Origin of the sequence: Kitasatospora sp. NPDC005751, from assembly GCF_040630835.1 — a bacterium.
Lineage (GTDB): Bacteria > Actinomycetota > Actinomycetes > Streptomycetales > Streptomycetaceae > Kitasatospora.
Window position 1 is genome coordinate 168,051 of record NZ_JBEXYC010000007.1, and the last position, 15,694, is coordinate 183,744.

Consider the following 15,694-nt stretch of genomic DNA (forward strand, 5'->3'; position numbering starts at 1 on the left):
GCCCGGCCCGTGACGCATGAATGACGACCGATCAGGCTCGCTGGTCGGGCGGCAGCAGCAGGACGGCCAGTGCGGCGGCGCAGGTCCGCGCGTGCCCCAGGAACCAGTCCAGCCGGTCGTCGGTCAGGTGCGCCGGAGTCGAGCGGACGGCCAGTGCGAACCGGGCCTGCCCGGCGCCGTCCAGTACCGGGACGGCCACGGTGCGGACCCCGGCCGCCGACTCGCCGTCGTTGAGCGCGTAGCCGGCGGCCCGTACCTTCGCCAACTCCACGTCCAGCCGGGCGGGTTCGGTGATGGTCCGGTCGGTGAACGGCAGCAGCGGGCCGATCGTCGAAGGCTGCGGCTCGCCGGGGCGCGGCCAGCCCAGCAGGACCTTGCCCAGTGCCGTCGAGTGCAGCGGGCGCCGCAGTCCGAGCCCGGTGTCCGGGCGCACGGAGGCGCCGACCAGGATGACCGCGTGCGGGCCGCTGCGGATCGCGAGGTCCGCGGTGGCCCCGGTGCGCTTGGCGAGCAGGTCCAGTTCGGGTGCTGCCAGGTGCAGCCCCCGCTGGTGGAAGCTGAGTTGGCCGAGTTCGGCGACGGCCGGGCCGAGCCGGTACCGGGCGGTCTGCTCGTCCTGCTCCAGGAAGCCGGCGCTGACCAGGGTGCGGGCCAGTCGGTGCGCGGTGGAGACCGAGAGGTCCATCCGGCGGGCCAGGTCCGAGGCGCTCAGGTCGGGGCCGTTGTCGTGGAAGCAGTGCAGGAGCCCGAGGGCCCGCTGGACGGCCTGTGCACCGGCCGGCGGGCTCTGGACGGCGGTGGCGGCCTCGGCCATGGCACCTCGCGTTCGGTCCGGCGCCCCGGCGGGTCCACCGGGGTCGGTTCCAGACTATGGCAGCCGCTGCTGCGGAATTGTGTCGGTGGCATTGCAATGGGATGGCCTTGATGAACAAGTGATCCCACGATGTGGCAAAAGCTTGCTTCGCGCTCCCTCGCCGTGGAACGCTCGGCACATCGCCCCGGACGGCCCCGTCCGGAGCCCGAGTTGTCGCCCGGGCCACCCAACCGGCAGGAAGGAGCAGCGCCGTGACGACCCACCGGAGCTCCGCCCCCTGCACCTGTTGTCGCTGACCCGCCGTAGCCCCCGAGCCGGTCGAACCGCCGCACCGCGCCCCGGGCCCTCCCAGGTCGGTGCCCTCCCGCACCGCCATGGGCCCGTCGCCCGGCCGCGTCACGGCCGGACCGCCCGCCCGCTCCCCACCCGCTTCCCCGGTCGGCCCCCGTGCAGCCCGCTGCTCAGCCCTCCGCTCAACCCTCTCCCTCCGACCGACCACGTCCGGTGCCGCGCCCCGCCGCTGCCCGCATCCGCCCAGCCAGAGGACCCGCCACCGTGCCCAGCCACGCCCGCTCCACCGCCGATGCCGCCCCCTCCGACGCCGCACCCGCCGCGGCGGCCGGTGTCGCAGCCGACGCCCCGGACACGCTCTGGTTCACCCGCTGCCCCGTCCCCACCGCCACCGGCATCGCCGCCGACCAGGGCCGCTTCGCCCGGGAGTTCGCCGCCGACGGCATCACCGTCCGCTCGCTCCAGGACGCCCCGCCGGAGGTGGCCGCCGACCACCACTACACCCACGCCCTCACCGGCCTGTTCCGCGAAGGCGGCAACGTGCCCGCGCTCTGGGCCCGTTCGCGCGGCGAGCGGACCCGGCTGATCGGTCTCACCTGGATCGAGGAGCGTCAGGTCGTCCTGGTCCGGGCCGGCAGCGGGATCGACTCGCCCGGGCAGCTGCGCGGGCTGCGACTGGCCGTCCCACGCCATGGGATCGGCATCGACTTCTGGCGGGCGATGGCCCTGGCCGGTCTGCACGGCGCCCTCGCCACGGCCGGACTCACCCTGGACGACGCCGAGTTGGTCGACGTCCCGGCCGCCCCGGGCGGTGGGCAGTGGGCCGCCGAACTGGCCGCGCTGCGCGACGGCGTGGTGGACGCGGTGTACGTCAAGGGTGCGCTGGCCGTCGAGGCGGCCCGCCGGTTCGGCGCCGAGGTCGCGATCGAGCTGGACGCCGTGCCGGACCGCCGCCGCCGGGTCAACAACGGCACACCGCGCCCGGTCACCGTCCACCAGCGACTGCTGGACGAGCGTCCGGACCTGGTCGTCCGCTTCCTGGCCGTCCTGCTGGAGGCCGCCGACTGGGCCGCCGGGAACCCCGCCGAGGTGGCCCGGATCCTGCGGGCCGAGACCGGCGCCGGCGCCGAGGGCGTCGCCGGGGCCTACGCGGCGGGCGGTCACCGCACCCTGCACCTCGACCTCTCGCAGGAGCGCCTCGGCCTGTTGGAGCAGCAGGAGCGCTTCCTGCGCCACCAGGGCTTCCTCGCCGCCCCCGTCGACGTCGCCGCCTGGGCGGACCCCGAGCCGCTGCGCGCCGCCCGCGCCCTGCTCGCCGCCCGCCGCGCCGCGGCCGGGCCGGCCTGAGGCCGCTCACCCCACGCTGCCGCCCCGCCCGCCGCGCCGCTCTGTCCGCGTCGCTGTCCTGCCCCCCGCCGCCCCTGCCGCTGTCCTGCCCTCTGCCGCGCCCGCCGGCCTGCCGATTCCCCTGGAGCTGACCGTGAAGACCCGCCGCCTCGCCCTCGCCGCCACCGCGTTGCTCACCACCACCGCCCTGGCCGCCTGCGGTTCGTCCGCCGGTGGCGCCAAGGCCTCCGCCGACGGGGGAGGCAGGGCCGAGGTGGTGCTGCGCCTGCCGGACCCGGGCAACAGCGGCTTCCTCGCCCTGGGCAAGAAGGACGGCTCGCTCGACCGGGCCCTCGCCGCCGTCCACGCCAAGGTCGCCTGGACGGGGAGCGCCGGCCCGTTCGCCCCCGCCGCCCAGGCGCTCTCCGCCGACCAGCTCGACGTCGCGCTGGGGTCGATCACCTCGGCCGTCGCCGCCCTGGCGCAGAAGCCAGGCTTCAAGCTGTTCGCCCAGACGGCGCCGGACGGCGTGGGCGAGGGCATCCTGGTGAAGAACGACTCGCCCATCAAGTCCGTCCAGGACCTGGCCGGCCGGAAGGTCGCGGTGAGCCAGGGCGGCACCAGCGAGTACCTGTTGCTCAAGGCCCTGGAGAAGAGCGGCGTGCCGGCCGATCGGGTCGAACGCGTCTACCTGCGCGCCGACCAGACCTCGGGCGTCTTCAACTCCGGCCAGGTGGACGCCTGGGCGACCTGGAACACCTTCTCCACCCCGTCGATCGCCAACTCCGGCGCGCACTTCCTGGTCAACGGCAAGGAGGTCGGCTCCGACAACTACGCGGTCTGGGCGGTGCGCAACGGCTTCGCCGAGAAGCACCCGGAGGTGGTCAAGGTCTTCTACGCCTACCTGCACGAGGGCGGCCTGAAGGAGAAGGCGGACCCGGCGGGCTACCTCAACGTGTTCACCGACTCCGGGCCGACCGCCGTCACCCCCGCCGAGAAGGAGATCGCGGTCGCCGTCACCCGGCAGAGCGCCACCGCCGACGTCATCACCGAGGCCGACACCGCCCGTTTCGCCACGGTGGCGGCGTTCTTCGCCGACCAGAAGGTCACCAAGCAGCTGGTCGACGTCAAGCCGTACCTGATCGACATCGCCACCCTCGCGGACGGTGTCAAGTGAGCACCGTGACCGACGCGCCCGCCGTCACCCGGGAAGCCACCGGGGACGCCACCGTAGGCGCCACCGAGGACGCCGCCACCGGGGCCGCCACCGCCGACGACGGCACCGTCGCAGCCCTCGAAGCCGGTCTGGTCGCCCCGCGCACCCGGCTGCCCGCGCCCCGCGCCCGCGCCGTCGCGCTGATCCTGCGCACCATCGGCCCGCTCGCCCTGCTCGGCGGCTGGGCGCTGGCCTCCGCCACCGGGGCGCTCACCCAGGACGTGCTCGCCTCGCCCGCCCAGGTCGCCGACGCGGTCGGCGAGCTCTGGGGCAACGGCCAGCTCACCGACGCGCTCACCGTCTCGCTCACCCGGGCCGGCCTCGGCCTGGTCTTCGGGGCCGGCGCCGGGCTGGTGCTCGGCGTCGTCACCGGGTTCTTCCGGCTGGGCGAGGAGCTGCTGGACTCCGCGGTGCAGGTCCTGCGCACGGTGCCGTTCCTCGCCCTGGTCCCGCTCTTCATGGTCTGGTTCGGCATCACCGAGACGGCGAAGATCGCCCTGATCGGGGTCGCGACCAGCTTCCCGATGTACGTCTCCACCTCCGGGGGCGTGCGCAACACCGACCGCAAGCTGATCGAGGCGATGCGCAGCTTCGGTCTCGGCCGCTGGGCGATCGTCCGGACCGTGGTGCTGCCCGGTGCGCTGCCCTCGCTGCTCTCCGGGCTGCGGCTCTCGATGACGCTCAGTGTGATCGCGCTGATCGCCGCCGAGGAGATCAACTCCACCGAGGGCATCGGCTATCTGATGGCCCAGGCGCAGAACTTCTCGCGCACCGACGTCCTCGCCGTCTGCATCCTGATCTACGGGCTGCTCGGCCTCACCGCGGACGGTGTGGTCCGCCTCCTGGAGCGCTTCCTGATGCCCTGGCGCAAGGCCACCCAAGGAGCAGGCCGATGAGCACCCCGACCACCACCGCGACCCCGACCGTCGCCGCCGGGCCCCCGACCACCGGCGCCGTCGCGGCCGGGGACGGCGCCCCCGCCGTCCACCTGCGCGGCCTGCGCCGGGTCTTCGGCACCCGGGCCGTCCTCGACGGGGTGGACCTGTCCATCGCCCGGGGCGAGTTCGTCGCCCTGCTCGGCGCCAGCGGAACCGGCAAGACCACCCTGCTGCGGATCCTCGGCGCCCTGGACAGGGCCGACGCCGGTACGGTGCTCGTTCCGCCGGTCCGCACGGTGGTCTTCCAGGAGCCCCGCCTGGTGCCGTCCAAGCGGGTGCTCGCCAACGTCACCGTCGGGCTGCCGCGCGGCGCCGCGACCCGGGAGACCGCCCTGCGGGCACTCGCCGAGGTCGGGCTGGAGAAGCACGCCGACGCCTGGCCGGCCACCCTCTCCGGCGGTGAGGCGCAGCGGGCGGCGCTCGCCCGGGCGCTCGTCCGGGAGCCGCAACTCCTTCTCCTGGACGAGCCGTTCGCCGCCCTGGACGCACTCACCCGGCTACGGATGCAGGACCTGGTCGGTGACCTCGTCCGCCGCCACCGCCCGGCCGTCCTGCTGGTCACCCATGACGTGGAGGAGGCCGTCCGGCTCGCCGACCGGGTCGCCGTCCTGCGGGACGGCAGGCTGGTCCGCGACGAGCGGGTCGCCGTCGAGCGCCCCCGGGACCCGGCCGACCCGGCCTTCGCCGAGCTGCGCCGTCGCCTGCTCGCCGACCTCGGCGTCCACTGACCCCGTACTCCGCATTCCCCACCCCCCAAGTCCCCGCCATTACACCGGAGATCACCATGGCCATCACCCTCGGCGTCCATGCCAGCAACCCCTCGCTCTACTACCTCTCCCGGCTGGACCACCTGGCCGAGGAGCTGGCCCCGCTCGGTGAGACCGGCGTCTTCCACCACTACGCCGACGGCACCCGTACGGGCGCCCTGCTGGCCGACGGCACCATCGACTTCGGCGGCACCGGCTCCACCCCGCCGGTCACCGCCCAGGCCGCCGGCCACGACCTGGTGTACGCGGCGGTCTCCGCTCCCCGCCCCGACCACGGTGCGCTGCTGGTGCTCGCCGACGGCCCGGTGGCCTCCGTCGCCGACCTGAGGGGCGGCACCGTCGTGCTGGCCGTCGGCTCCTGGCAGACCCACCTGCTGGCCAAGGCGCTGCACGCCGAGGGCCTCTCCTACGCGACCGACATCACCCCGGTCCGCCCGGCCGCCGACGAGGACCAGGCGCAGCGGCTGCGCGACGGCGAGATCCTCGGCTGGATCGCCCAGGGCGCCGAACTGGCCGCCGCCCGCCGGAGCGGGCGGTTCCGCGAGCTGATCCGCACCGGTGACGTCATCACCGACCGCTCGGTGTTCTTCACCCGCCGGGACTTCGCCACCGAGCGCCCCGAGGTGGTGGCGGCGATCGCGGCCGCGCTGCGCCGGGCCGATGCCTGGGTGGCCGCCCATCCGGCCGAGGCGGCCGCGATCGCCGCCGCCGACCTGGGCGGGGCGGTGGAGGACTGGGAGCAGGCGCTGACCGCCCTGCCGTGGCGGCTGGAGCCCGCCACCGCCGGGTTCGTCGCCGAGCAGCAGGAGGCCGCGGACATCTTCCACGGCGTCGGCTTCATCGACCGCGCGCTGACCGTCGCCGACGCCCATCTGCCCGCGCTGGAGGCCCCGGTGGCCGCCGCACTCGCCAAGGCGGTCTGACCCGATGGCCTCCGAAGTCCTCTGGTACATCATCCCGCGCGAGGGCCACTACCCCTGGGAACCGGCCGGCCGACGCCCGGTCGACCTCCGCTACCTCCAGCAACTCGCGGGCAGCGTCGAGCGCCTGGGCTACACCGGCGCGCTGCTGGCGACCGACCTCTACGACGTCTGGGACCTCGGCAACGCGCTGGCCGCCGCCACCACCCCCGCGTTCAAGCCGCTGCTGGCCGTCCACCCCGGGCTCATCTCGCCCACCCTGCTGGCGAAGATGGCGCTCAGCTTCGACCACCTGCACGGCGGCCGGCTCCGGTTCAACGTCGTGAACGGCTCCACCGCGCAGCTGCGCGAGTACGGCCTGGACGTCGAGCACGACGACCGGTACCGGCTGAGCGCCGAGTACTGGTCGATCGTCCGGCGCCTCACCTCCGGTGAAGTCTTCGACCACAAAGGCGAGTTCTACGACCTGAAGAACGCCGGCGCGAGCCTGCGCGAACTCGCTCCGGTCCAGCCGGGCGGCATCCCGCTCTGGTTCGGCGGCAGTTCGGCGGCCGGCATCGAGATGGCCGCCGAGCACGTGGACGTCTACCTGACCTGGGGCGAACCGCCCCAGCAGCTCCGGGAGAAGCTGGACCTGGTCCGCGAGCGTGCCGCCGCGTACGGCCGCACCCTGCGGATCGGCCTGCGGCTGCACCTGATCGTCCGCGACACCGAGGACGAGGCCTGGGCCGCCGCCGACCGGCTGCTCGACGTCACCAGCGAGGCCACCTACGCCCGGCAGCTCGGCGGGGCGACGGGTGAGGACGGGGTCGGCTGGCAGCGCCAGTTCCGCCAGCACGGGGGCCGAGTGCCCGCGCGGGCAAGGGAGTTGGAGAGCCACCCGAACCTGTGGCCCGGGATGAGCCTGTTCCGCCCGGGCCCCGGTACGGCGGTGGTCGGTTCGACCGCCCAGGTGGTCGAGCGTCTCCAGGAGTTCGAGTCGCTCGGTGTGGACACCTTCATCCTCTCCGGCAACCCGCTGCTCGAGGAGGCGCACCGGGTCGCCGAGACGGTGCTACCCGCGCTCGGCGTGGGCCGCCGCTAGCGGAGGGGCGAAGGTGCCCGGCAGCACGGGGAACGGCACCGGCGAGGTCAGTGCCAGCTGTCGGGCGAAGCGCGCGAGAGTGCGCAGGAGGAGCGTCCGCACGGGGACTCCAGGGTCTCGAAGGACGTGTGCGGACGGTACAACGCCCGAAGTCCCGGCAGGTCACGCGGTGTCGCCCGAGGAAGCTCGGGGCAGCACTGTACGGACTGCCGGGACTTCGGGCCGCCCGGATCAGGCGGCCGGGACGGCTCAGCGGCTGAGCGCGTCGATCTCCGCGAGGTCCTCGGCGGTCAGCGGGCCGCCGTTCAGCGCGTCGATGTTCTGGTCGAGCTGGGCGACGCTGCTCGCGCCGATGATCACCGATGCCACCCGGTCGTCGCGGAGCACCCAGGACAGCGCCAGCTGGGCGAGGGTCTGCCCGCGCCGCTCGGCGACCTTGTTCAGCGAGCGCAGCTGCTCCAGCTTCGGGCCGGTCAGCGCCTCCTTGTTCAGGAACCGCCCGACCGACATCCGCGACCCGGCGGGCACCTCACCGGAGAGGTAGCGGTCCGTCAGCAGCCCCTGGGCGAGCGGGGAGTAGGCGATCAGGCTGGTCCGGGTGTCGCCGACCGCGTCCAGCACCCCCTCCTCCACGGAGCGGTCGAGGATCGAGTAGGCGGACTGGTTCAGCAGAGCCGGGGTGCCCAGCTCGCGCAGGATCGCGACGGCCTCCCGGTGCTGCTCGGCCGGGTAGTTGGAGATCCCCGCGTACAGGGCCTTCCCCGAGCGGACGGCCGAGTCCAGCGCGCCCATCGTCTCTTCGAGCGGGGTGTCCGGGTCGTGGCGGTGCGAGTAGAAGACGTCCACGTAGTCCAGGCCCATCCGGCCCAGCGACTGGTCCAGGCTAGCCAGCAGGTACTTGCGGCTGCCGCCGTCGCCGTACGGGCCGGGCCACATGTCCCAGCCCGCCTTGCTGGCGATGAACATCTCGTCCCGGTACGGGCGGAAGTCCTGCGCGAACAGGTAGCCGAAGTTGCGCTCGGCGCTGCCGTACGGCGGGCCGTAGTTGTTCGCCAGGTCGAAGTGGGTGACGCCCCGGTCGAAGGCGCGGCGCAGCACCGCCCGCTGCACCTCCAGCGGCTGGGCGTCACCGAAGTTGTGCCACAGGCCGAGCGAGACGGCGGGCAGCTGGACGCCACTGCGGCCGGCCCGGCGGTAGGTCATCGAGGCATAGCGGTCATCCGCGGCGAGGTACGTCATGCCGGACATCCTGCCAGGACCGTCGCCCCGATCAAGCTCTTGCCCCGCCCCTGACCGGTGCATATGCTCGCGGTGGATCGTGTGGGTGCGAGGCGAAGGGGAGCCGGTATGACCATCTGCGCAGCTCTCCCGCGCTGTTGTCGCCCCGTCCGCGGCTCGCGCTGACGCCGCCGCCGCCCAAGCTCCCCTCCCGTCCCGCCGCCGCTCCCGTGTGAGCGCGATCGGCCCCTGGGTGCGGGGCCGCCGGGGCCCGGGTGCGCCGCGCCGCCGTTCCCCCCGGGATCCCCGTTCCTCCCGGATCCCCGGTTCCCTCCGGATCCCCGGACCTCCCCGGTGGATCCCCGCCGAGCGCCGGCGCACCCCGCCGAGCGACCACCGAACGCCCCACAAGGAGACCGCCATGCGGTTCACCGTCTCGTCCCTCGTCTCCAACGGACCCGACCCCGTCACCGGAGTGCGGCGCACGACCTACGAGAAGCTGCACAACGTCATCGACCAGGCCGTCACCGCCGAACGGCTCGGTTACGACGGCTACGGCGTGGGGGAGCGGCACGGCGAACCGTTCCTCTCCCCGGCGCCCCCCGTGCTGCTCAGCGCCATCGCCGCCCGTACCTCCACGATCCGGCTCTTCACCACCGTCACGGTGCTCAGCATCCTGGACCCGGTCCGGGTCGCGGAGGACTACGCGGTGCTCGACCAACTCTCCGGCGGCCGCCTCGAACTGATCATCGGCAAGGGCAACGACCCGCGCCACTTCGACCTGTTCGGGCTGCCGGAGGACCGCCAGTGGGACGCGCTGGCCGAGAACTACGGACTGCTGCACCGGCTCTGGCGGGAGGAGAAGGTCAGCTGGGAGGGGAGCACCCGCCCGCCGCTCAGGGAGGTCACCACCTCGCCGCGTCCGTACCAGGACCCGATCCCGGTCTGGCACGGCAGCGCGACCAGCGAACAGTCCACCGACCTCGCCGCCCGCTTCGGGGACCCGCTGTTCTCCGCCAACTCCTTCCATCCGCTGGCCAAGTACAAGGCGCTGGTCGACCACTACCGCGAGCGCTGGGAGCACTACGGCCGCGACCCCAAGGACGCCCGGGTCGGGACGAGCTTCGGCGGCCTGTTCGTCGCCAGGCGCTCGCAGGACGCGATCGAGGGCTTCCGCCCGTACTGGGACGCCCTGCTCGGCTCGGCGGCCGGCAGGCACAACAACTCGCCGTTCGAGTCGCTGGAGGACGCGCTGGAGCGCGGCTCGGCGCTGGTCGGCAGCCCGCAGCAGGTGATCGAGAAGATCCACCGCTATCACGAGGCGTTCGGCAACGAGGTGGTGGGCATCGGCGTGGACGCCCTCACCGAGGACGTCCAGCACGAGCAGCTGGAGCTGTTCGCCGCCGAGGTCGCCCCGGTGATCCGCCGCGAGCTGCCGTGACCGGCGACCCCGCGCGCACCACCGTCACCCGGTGAGGCTCCCGCTTCCCGGACTCCGGCAGCCGCCCTCGCGACTCTGTACCTACTGGTATGTACATTGAACGTACCAGTAGGTACAGTCGCCGCATGGCAACGGCAACCCGGCCGACACCGCCGCGGCCGTGGTCGCCGTCGTCCAGGGCGGCTACGTGCTCGCCCGCGCCGCCGGTACGGCCGGGCCGTTCGACCGGGCCGTCCGGGACGCGCTCGGGCTGCTCGCCGCGTACCGCACCGGCCGAGGCCGCCTACCGGCCGAGGTGAGCCGCCCCGCCCTGTCCGAAGCCCCACCAGGAGCCCGACGTGCACGCCATGCAGTACGAGATCACCCTCCCCGCCGACTACGACACGGGGATCATCCACCGGCGGGTCGCCGAGAAGGGCCACCTGCTCGACGCTTACCCCGGCCTCGGCCTCAAGGCGTACCTGGTGCGCGAGCGCGGCCGCGACGACTCGCCCGTCAACCAGTACGCCCCGCTCTACCTCTGGCGGACCGCCGAGGGCATGAACAGCTTCCTCTGGGGCCCGGGCTTCCGGGGCCTGAGTGCCGACTTCGGCCGTCCGGCCGTCCGGCACTGGCTCGGCGCCGGTCTGCGCCACGGAGGTCCGCGCCGGGACGGACCGCCGCGCGGCGGTCTGCTGCGCGGCGACGCGGACGGGTCCGCCGGCTTCGCCAGCCGCCACCTCGAACCCCTCCCGGACGACGCCGACCCGGCCGAGGCCGTCGAGGCCGCCCTCGCGTCCCTGCCCGACCACCCGGCGCTGCACACGGCGGCCGTCGCCGTCGACCCCGACCGCTGGGAACTGCTGCGCATCGCGCTCTGGAGCGGCCCGGTCCCGGAGGACGCCCCGGGCACCCGCTACCGGGTGCTGCACCTGTCGACCCCCGAACTCGACCGGCTGCCCGCCGGCCGCCACTGGTGAAAGGACCACACCCCGTGAACCCCGCCGACCTCGTCCCCGCCCCGCTCGACCGCGCCGCCGGCTACGCGCTCCTGGACGAACTCGCCGGGCCGCAGACCCAGGCCGCCACCCTGACCGGCCTGGACGCGCTGGCGCCCGGCTTCGCCGACTGGATCGTCACCAGCCTTTTCGGCGGCACCTACCAGCGGCCCGGGCTGGCGCTGCGCGACCGCCAGGTGGCCAACCTGGCCGCGCTCACCGCCCTCGGCGGGGTGGAGCCGCAGCTCGCCGACCACGTCCGCAACAGCCTGCGGGTCGGGCTGAGCAGAGAGGAGATCACCGAGGTGCTGGTCCACCTCGCGCCCTACGTCGGCGTGCCCAAGGCCCTGGCCGCCCTGCGGGTGGCGAAGACCGCCTTCGCCGAGGCGGAGACCGGGGGCCGGGCCGCGTGAGTGCTTCTGTCGACAGTGCCGCCGAGGTTGCCGCCGGCGCCGGGGGCGGTGCCGTCCGCACCGTTCTGGGTGACCTCGACCCGGCCGAGTTCGGCGTCTGTGACGCCCACGACCACCTGTTCCTGCGCAGCCCCCGGCTGCCCGGCGAGGAACTGGACGACCCGGCGGCCGCCGAGCGGGTGCTGCGCGACTTCGCGGCGGCCGGCGGCCGGGCGATGGTCCAGTGGACCCCGCACGGCATGGGCCGCGGCGCCTTCGCGCTCCCCGGTCTCGCCCGCGCGACCGGCGTCCACCTGGTCGCGGCCACCGGCCTGCACCAGGACGTCCACTACGACCCGCAGTGGCTGGCCGAGCGCTACGAAGGGCTCGCCGAGCTGTTCACCGCCGAGCTGACCACCGGTCTGCGCGCCGCGCCCGCGGGCGTCCGGGCCGGACTGATCAAGGTGGCGGGCGACTACCACGGCCTCGGCCCGCACACCCGCCGGGTGATGGCGGCGGCGGCCGAGGCGCACCACGCCACCGGCGCGCCGATCGCCGTCCACCACGAACTCGGGACCGCCGCCTCGGACGTCCTCGACCTGCTCTGCGGGCAGCACGGCGTGCCGGCCCACCGGGTCATCCTCGGCCACCTCAACCGGCTGCCCGACCTGCGGCTGCACCGGCACCTCGCCGCCTCCGGCGCCTACCTGGCCCTGGACGGTCCCTCCCGAACCCATCACGCCACCGACCACCACCTGTTCGACACCGTCGCCGCGCTGGTCGAGGCCGGCCACGCCGACCGGCTGCTCCTCGGCGGTGACACCACCACCCGCACCGCCCGGCACAGCCCTGGACCCACCCACCTGCTCACGGCCCTCGCTCCGCGCCTGGACCGCGAGTTCGGCCCGGACCTGGCCCGACGCCTCCTCGTCACCAACCCCGCCCAGGCCCTGACCGTCCGCTGGGCGCCCCACTGAGCGCCCCACTGAGCGCCCCACTGAGCGCTCTGCGCCGCCGGGCCGCAGTGGCCGCCACCCCGCCGGGGTGGGGCGGTCCGAGCCGATGACAGGTGCACCGGCTGTGCCGCGGGCTGCTCCCCGACCCGCTGCGTTGCCTGCCCGGCGGGGCCGCTCGACCGGGACTCGGGTGGGCTGCCCGATGGCCGGGCGAACCCATACCGGTCGCGGCGAGCGCGGCGGGCGGCTCGTGGGCGTTCGTCGAGGGCTCGTGCTGCCGGGCCGGTGGGGTCGGCGCGTTTGGCACAGCCGTCCGCAGCGTCGAGCCGTTCGCCGGGGTGGAGTGCGGTCCGAGTAGGCCGGTCAGGGCTGCGGAGAGGGTACTGGTCGTCCCGTCGGCCCTCTGCTGCGGGCCACGCGGCGCCGCGTTGCCGTGCGACCGCCCGGCCGGGGCCGAGTGCTCGGAGGATCGGCCGGCCCGATGTGCCGAGCCGGTGGGCCGAGGAGGAGAAGGCGGAGAGCGGCTCGGCGGACCGGTACGGGCTGCGCCGTCCCCGGACCGACCGCTGAGGACCGGGCGGCCCGCGTTGGCGTGCGACCGCCCGGCCGGGGGCCGGGTCAGCCGCCGAGTGCCCGGAGGATCGGCTGTCCCAGTGCGCCGAGCCAGCCCGCCAGGGCCGAGAGGGGCCCGAGCAGGCCGGTACCGGCGGCGACGAGTGCACCGGCCGAGCCGAGCAGGCGGGTGATCCTGGTGAGCCGGCCCGCGACCGCCTCGCGGTCGGGCTCCGGTCGCGCGACCTCCGTGTCCAGCGCGTCGAGCTCGGTCCGGACCTCGGGGGCGACCGCCGGGGGAAGCTGCGCCCGCTCGGCGGCGGAGCGGAGTTCGCCGACCAGCGCGCGGACGTCCTGCCCGGCCGCCGTGAAGTGGCCCGTCTGGCCGCCCCGGACCGTCTGGTCACCGGCGACGTTGTTGATCACGCCGCCCTGCTGGTTGCCGATGTTGAAGACCATGGCGTCCCTCCGGGGAGTCGGTCCTTGGACGCTGGGGAGTCTCAGCGGGGCGGTGGCGCCTGGAGCCGCTGCGCTTCCGCCGACTCGAAGCGCCGCCGACGGGAGGTGACCACGATGTGCAGGACGATTCCGACGAGGATCAGAACACTGCCGATCGCGGCCACCCCGAAGCCGATGGCGCCCACCGGCATACCGCCGATCTCCGGGCCGAGGACATTGGGCACGGTCAGGTCGGGGCTGTCGGTGTTGGCCGCGTCGTTGGTCTCGGCGATGAAGCGGATGATCGCCCAGCCGTAGACCGCGCCGCCGACCACGAAGAGCAGGAAGCCCGCCACCACCAGGTGCCGTGCCCTGGTCCGGGTGGCCGCGATCTCGCGGAAGAAGCTCTCCCGCCGGGCCTGCGTGACGTAGTTGTACTGGTCGCCCGCGACGTTGCTGAGGTTGCCCGCCTGCTGCTGCCCCACCTCGAACCTGCGCTCCGCCCCGTACGGCGGTGCCGCCGGGCGGTCGGGCGGCCCGGGCGGTGGCGGGCGGCGGCCCGGCGGGGGCGGCCGCCCCGACGGGTACTGCGGCGGCGGAGGGTACTGCTGTGGTGGGTACTGCTGCTGCGGCGCCGACGGCGGCACGAGCGGACCCCGCAGCCCGCGCGGCTGCTCCTGCGGTTGCCGGTACTCCTGGCGTTCCTGGTACTCCTGGCGCTCCGACGGCTCCGGCTGGAGCGGCAGCGCGGCGGTCCGGGTGACATCGGCGGGCCGCTCCGCCGGCCTCTGCGCCGGGTCCCCCGTGCCGGGGCCGGGAAGGATGGCGGTGGCGGCCTCCCACGGGTCCTCGTAGTGCACCTCGAAGGGGCCGAAGTCCAGGACGTCCCCGGCGTGCAGCTCCTCCTGTCCGTGCACCGGGTGGCCGTTGAGCCGGGTGCCGTTGGTGGAGGCCAGGTCCTCGACGGTGGTGTGACCGGCCGACCGCTGCACCACGGCGTGGCGCCGGCTGACGCCGGGCTCGCCCACCCGGATCTGGCAGGTGGCGTCCCGGCCGACGAGCAGCGGCCGGTCGGTCAGTTCGAAGACCTCGCCCCGGAGCCGGCCGGGGGTGTCGACGACCAGACGGGGTAAGGCTTGTTCCCGCGACGGTGAGCTCATGGCACGGCCTCCTGCCGGGCGGGCTGCTGAACCACCGGCGGCGGCGACACGGTGCGGCGTCCGTCCGCCGGCTCGGGTGCCCTCACCTCCAGTAAAGGCCACCTCGGCGCCCCGGGACAGCCCCCGGGGCCCACCGGGTCGGCCAGCCGCCCGGTCGGGGTCACATGTGGGTGCCGCCGTCGATCCGGATCTCGGTGCCGGTGACGAAGGCGCCATCGTCCGAGGCCAGCATGGCGATCACGCCGGCCACCGTCTCCGGCCCGGCGAAGCCCTGGCCGAGCGCGGGGGAGAGCTTGGCGAGCAGGCTGAAGTCGGCGTCGGCGGGCAGGCCCGGGTTGTTGGTCATGCCGCTGTCGATGCTGCCCGGGGCGACGCAGACCGCGCGCAGTCCCCGCTTGGCGTACTCCGAGGCGATCGCGTGGGTGAACGACTGGATGCCGCCCTTGGTCGCGGCGTACGCGGCCATGTAGGGGTGCGCGAAGGTCGCGGAGGTGGAGCTGAAGTTCACCACCACGCCCCGCCCGTCGGCGAGCAGGGCCGGCAGCGCCTCGCGGGTCATCAGAAAGGTGCCGGTCAGGTTGACCGCGATCAGCGTGTTCCAGAACTCCAGGCTGGTCTCGTGGGTGTGCGAGGAGCGCAGGATCCCGGCCGCGTTGACCAGGACGTCGAGCCCGCCGAGTCCGGCCACCGCCTCGGCCACGCCCGCGCGGACGGCGTCCTCGTCCGAGATGTCCACGACCGAGGTCGTCAGCCGGTCGGCGGTCCCGTCACCGGTCGCCCGGTCCAGGGTGGCCTTCAGGCCGTCCTCATTGACGTCGACCGCGACGACCCGCCCGCCCTCGGCGAGGATCCGGTGCACGGTGGCCTGGCCGATCCCCGAGCCGCCGCCGGTGATCAGGACGTTCCGCCCGCTGAAGCGCTCCATGGTGGTTCTCCGTTCGTTCGTGGTCTCGCGACCTCGATTGACACGGTACGACGAAGTGGCACATCGTGCCAATAAGTCGCGTCGGGCCAAAGTGGCACGATGTGCCATACAGATTCGGTTGGACGTCATACCGCTGACGCCCGCCCGGCGCGGAACGCCGCCGAGGCACGCCGCGCCACCCGGGCGTGTCGCGCCACCCCGGCACAACACGCCACCCCGACACGCCGCGCCACCCGGGCGTGTCACGCCACCCCGACATGCCGCGCCATCCAGGCGTGT

15 protein-coding genes are annotated in these 15,694 nt (G+C 74.4%); 10 read left to right on the forward strand and 5 right to left on the reverse strand.

All coding sequences use genetic code 11. The features are described from left to right. Positions 1–31 precede the first annotated feature (31 nt). Positions 32–814 carry an IclR family transcriptional regulator gene (locus tag ABZ497_RS10475; protein ID WP_359804290.1) on the reverse strand — a complete coding sequence of 261 codons (783 nt, stop codon included), beginning with the start codon at positions 812–814 and terminating at the stop codon, positions 32–34. 555 nt (positions 815–1,369) lie between these two features. Here ABZ497_RS10475 and ABZ497_RS10480 point away from each other — a divergent pair. From ABZ497_RS10480 to ABZ497_RS10505, 6 genes are all read left to right on the forward strand, one after another. Continuing rightward, positions 1,370–2,452, forward strand: a complete 1,083-nt coding sequence (locus ABZ497_RS10480; protein WP_359804291.1) for an ABC transporter substrate-binding protein — start codon at positions 1,370–1,372, stop codon at positions 2,450–2,452. 133 nt (positions 2,453–2,585) lie between these two features. Beyond that, positions 2,586–3,608, forward strand: a complete 1,023-nt coding sequence (locus ABZ497_RS10485) for an ABC transporter substrate-binding protein (protein ID WP_359804292.1) — start codon at positions 2,586–2,588, stop codon at positions 3,606–3,608. Between the two features lie 128 nt (positions 3,609–3,736). Further along, positions 3,737–4,543, forward strand: coding sequence for an ABC transporter permease (locus tag ABZ497_RS10490; RefSeq protein WP_359804339.1), 807 nt, complete (start codon positions 3,737–3,739; stop codon positions 4,541–4,543). Further along, positions 4,540–5,313 carry an ABC transporter ATP-binding protein gene (locus ABZ497_RS10495; RefSeq protein ID WP_359804293.1) on the forward strand — a complete coding sequence of 258 codons (774 nt, stop codon included), beginning with the start codon at positions 4,540–4,542 and terminating at the stop codon, positions 5,311–5,313. Before ABZ497_RS10490 ends, ABZ497_RS10495 begins: the two co-directional genes overlap by 4 nt. A gap of 56 nt (positions 5,314–5,369) precedes the next feature. Further along, positions 5,370–6,275, forward strand: a complete 906-nt coding sequence (locus ABZ497_RS10500; RefSeq protein WP_352291142.1) for an ABC transporter substrate-binding protein — start codon at positions 5,370–5,372, stop codon at positions 6,273–6,275. 4 nt (positions 6,276–6,279) lie between these two features. Further along, on the forward strand, positions 6,280–7,356 hold the full coding sequence (locus tag ABZ497_RS10505) for an LLM class flavin-dependent oxidoreductase (RefSeq protein WP_329490573.1): 1,077 nt from the start codon (positions 6,280–6,282) through the stop codon (positions 7,354–7,356). Between the two features lie 249 nt (positions 7,357–7,605). Here ABZ497_RS10505 and ABZ497_RS10510 read toward each other — a convergent pair whose 3' ends face one another. Then, positions 7,606–8,595 carry an aldo/keto reductase gene (locus tag ABZ497_RS10510; RefSeq protein WP_359804294.1) on the reverse strand — a complete coding sequence of 330 codons (990 nt, stop codon included), beginning with the start codon at positions 8,593–8,595 and terminating at the stop codon, positions 7,606–7,608. A 400-nt stretch (positions 8,596–8,995) separates the two neighbouring features. Between ABZ497_RS10510 and ABZ497_RS10515 the strand changes: the two genes are divergently transcribed. The 4 genes from ABZ497_RS10515 to ABZ497_RS10530 all read left to right on the forward strand — a co-directional run bounded on the left by ABZ497_RS10515 (position 8,996) and on the right by ABZ497_RS10530 (position 12,361). Beyond that, the gene (locus tag ABZ497_RS10515) at positions 8,996–10,015 is read left to right on the forward strand and encodes an LLM class flavin-dependent oxidoreductase (RefSeq protein ID WP_359804295.1); all 1,020 of its coding nucleotides are present in this window, start codon (positions 8,996–8,998) and stop codon (positions 10,013–10,015) included. 338 nt (positions 10,016–10,353) lie between these two features. Further along, complete coding sequence (locus ABZ497_RS10520; protein WP_359804296.1) at positions 10,354–10,974, forward strand: DUF4865 family protein; 621 nt, start codon at positions 10,354–10,356, stop codon at positions 10,972–10,974. Between the two features lie 14 nt (positions 10,975–10,988). Further along, on the forward strand, positions 10,989–11,405 hold the full coding sequence (locus tag ABZ497_RS10525; protein WP_359804297.1) for a carboxymuconolactone decarboxylase family protein: 417 nt from the start codon (positions 10,989–10,991) through the stop codon (positions 11,403–11,405). Continuing rightward, on the forward strand, positions 11,402–12,361 hold the full coding sequence (locus ABZ497_RS10530; RefSeq protein WP_359804298.1) for a phosphotriesterase: 960 nt from the start codon (positions 11,402–11,404) through the stop codon (positions 12,359–12,361). The genes ABZ497_RS10525 and ABZ497_RS10530 overlap by 4 nt, the downstream gene beginning before the upstream one ends. Positions 12,362–12,958: 597 nt before the next feature. Here the strand turns inward: ABZ497_RS10530 and ABZ497_RS10535 are convergent. The 3 genes from ABZ497_RS10535 to ABZ497_RS10545 all read right to left on the reverse strand — a co-directional run bounded on the left by ABZ497_RS10535 (position 12,959) and on the right by ABZ497_RS10545 (position 15,415). Then, positions 12,959–13,351: a hypothetical protein gene (locus tag ABZ497_RS10535; RefSeq protein ID WP_329490579.1), complete on the reverse strand. Its 393-nt coding sequence runs from the start codon at positions 13,349–13,351 to the stop codon at positions 12,959–12,961. A 41-nt stretch (positions 13,352–13,392) separates the two neighbouring features. After that, on the reverse strand, positions 13,393–14,490 hold the full coding sequence (locus ABZ497_RS10540) for an FHA domain-containing protein (RefSeq protein WP_359804299.1): 1,098 nt from the start codon (positions 14,488–14,490) through the stop codon (positions 13,393–13,395). 160 nt (positions 14,491–14,650) lie between these two features. Continuing rightward, positions 14,651–15,415 (reverse strand): SDR family NAD(P)-dependent oxidoreductase, encoded by a 765-nt coding sequence (locus ABZ497_RS10545; RefSeq protein ID WP_359804300.1) that lies wholly within the window; start codon positions 15,413–15,415, stop codon positions 14,651–14,653. Between the last annotated feature and the right edge of the window lie 279 nt (positions 15,416–15,694).

Excerpts from the sequence above, each read along its gene's own strand:
- ABZ497_RS10475 (WP_359804290.1), bottom strand. The coding sequence starts at position 814 with ATGGCCGAGGCCGCCACCGCCGTCCAGAGCCCGCCGGCCGGTGCACAG.
- ABZ497_RS10495 (WP_359804293.1), top strand. The coding sequence starts at position 4,540 with ATGAGCACCCCGACCACCACCGCGACCCCGACCGTCGCCGCCGGGCCC.
- ABZ497_RS10500 (WP_352291142.1), top strand. The coding sequence starts at position 5,370 with ATGGCCATCACCCTCGGCGTCCATGCCAGCAACCCCTCGCTCTACTAC.
- ABZ497_RS10505 (WP_329490573.1), top strand. The coding sequence starts at position 6,280 with ATGGCCTCCGAAGTCCTCTGGTACATCATCCCGCGCGAGGGCCACTAC.
- ABZ497_RS10510 (WP_359804294.1), bottom strand. The coding sequence starts at position 8,595 with ATGACGTACCTCGCCGCGGATGACCGCTATGCCTCGATGACCTACCGC.
- ABZ497_RS10515 (WP_359804295.1), top strand. The coding sequence starts at position 8,996 with ATGCGGTTCACCGTCTCGTCCCTCGTCTCCAACGGACCCGACCCCGTC.
- ABZ497_RS10535 (WP_329490579.1), bottom strand. The coding sequence starts at position 13,351 with ATGGTCTTCAACATCGGCAACCAGCAGGGCGGCGTGATCAACAACGTC.
- ABZ497_RS10540 (WP_359804299.1), bottom strand. The coding sequence starts at position 14,490 with ATGAGCTCACCGTCGCGGGAACAAGCCTTACCCCGTCTGGTCGTCGAC.
- ABZ497_RS10545 (WP_359804300.1), bottom strand. The coding sequence starts at position 15,415 with ATGGAGCGCTTCAGCGGGCGGAACGTCCTGATCACCGGCGGCGGCTCG.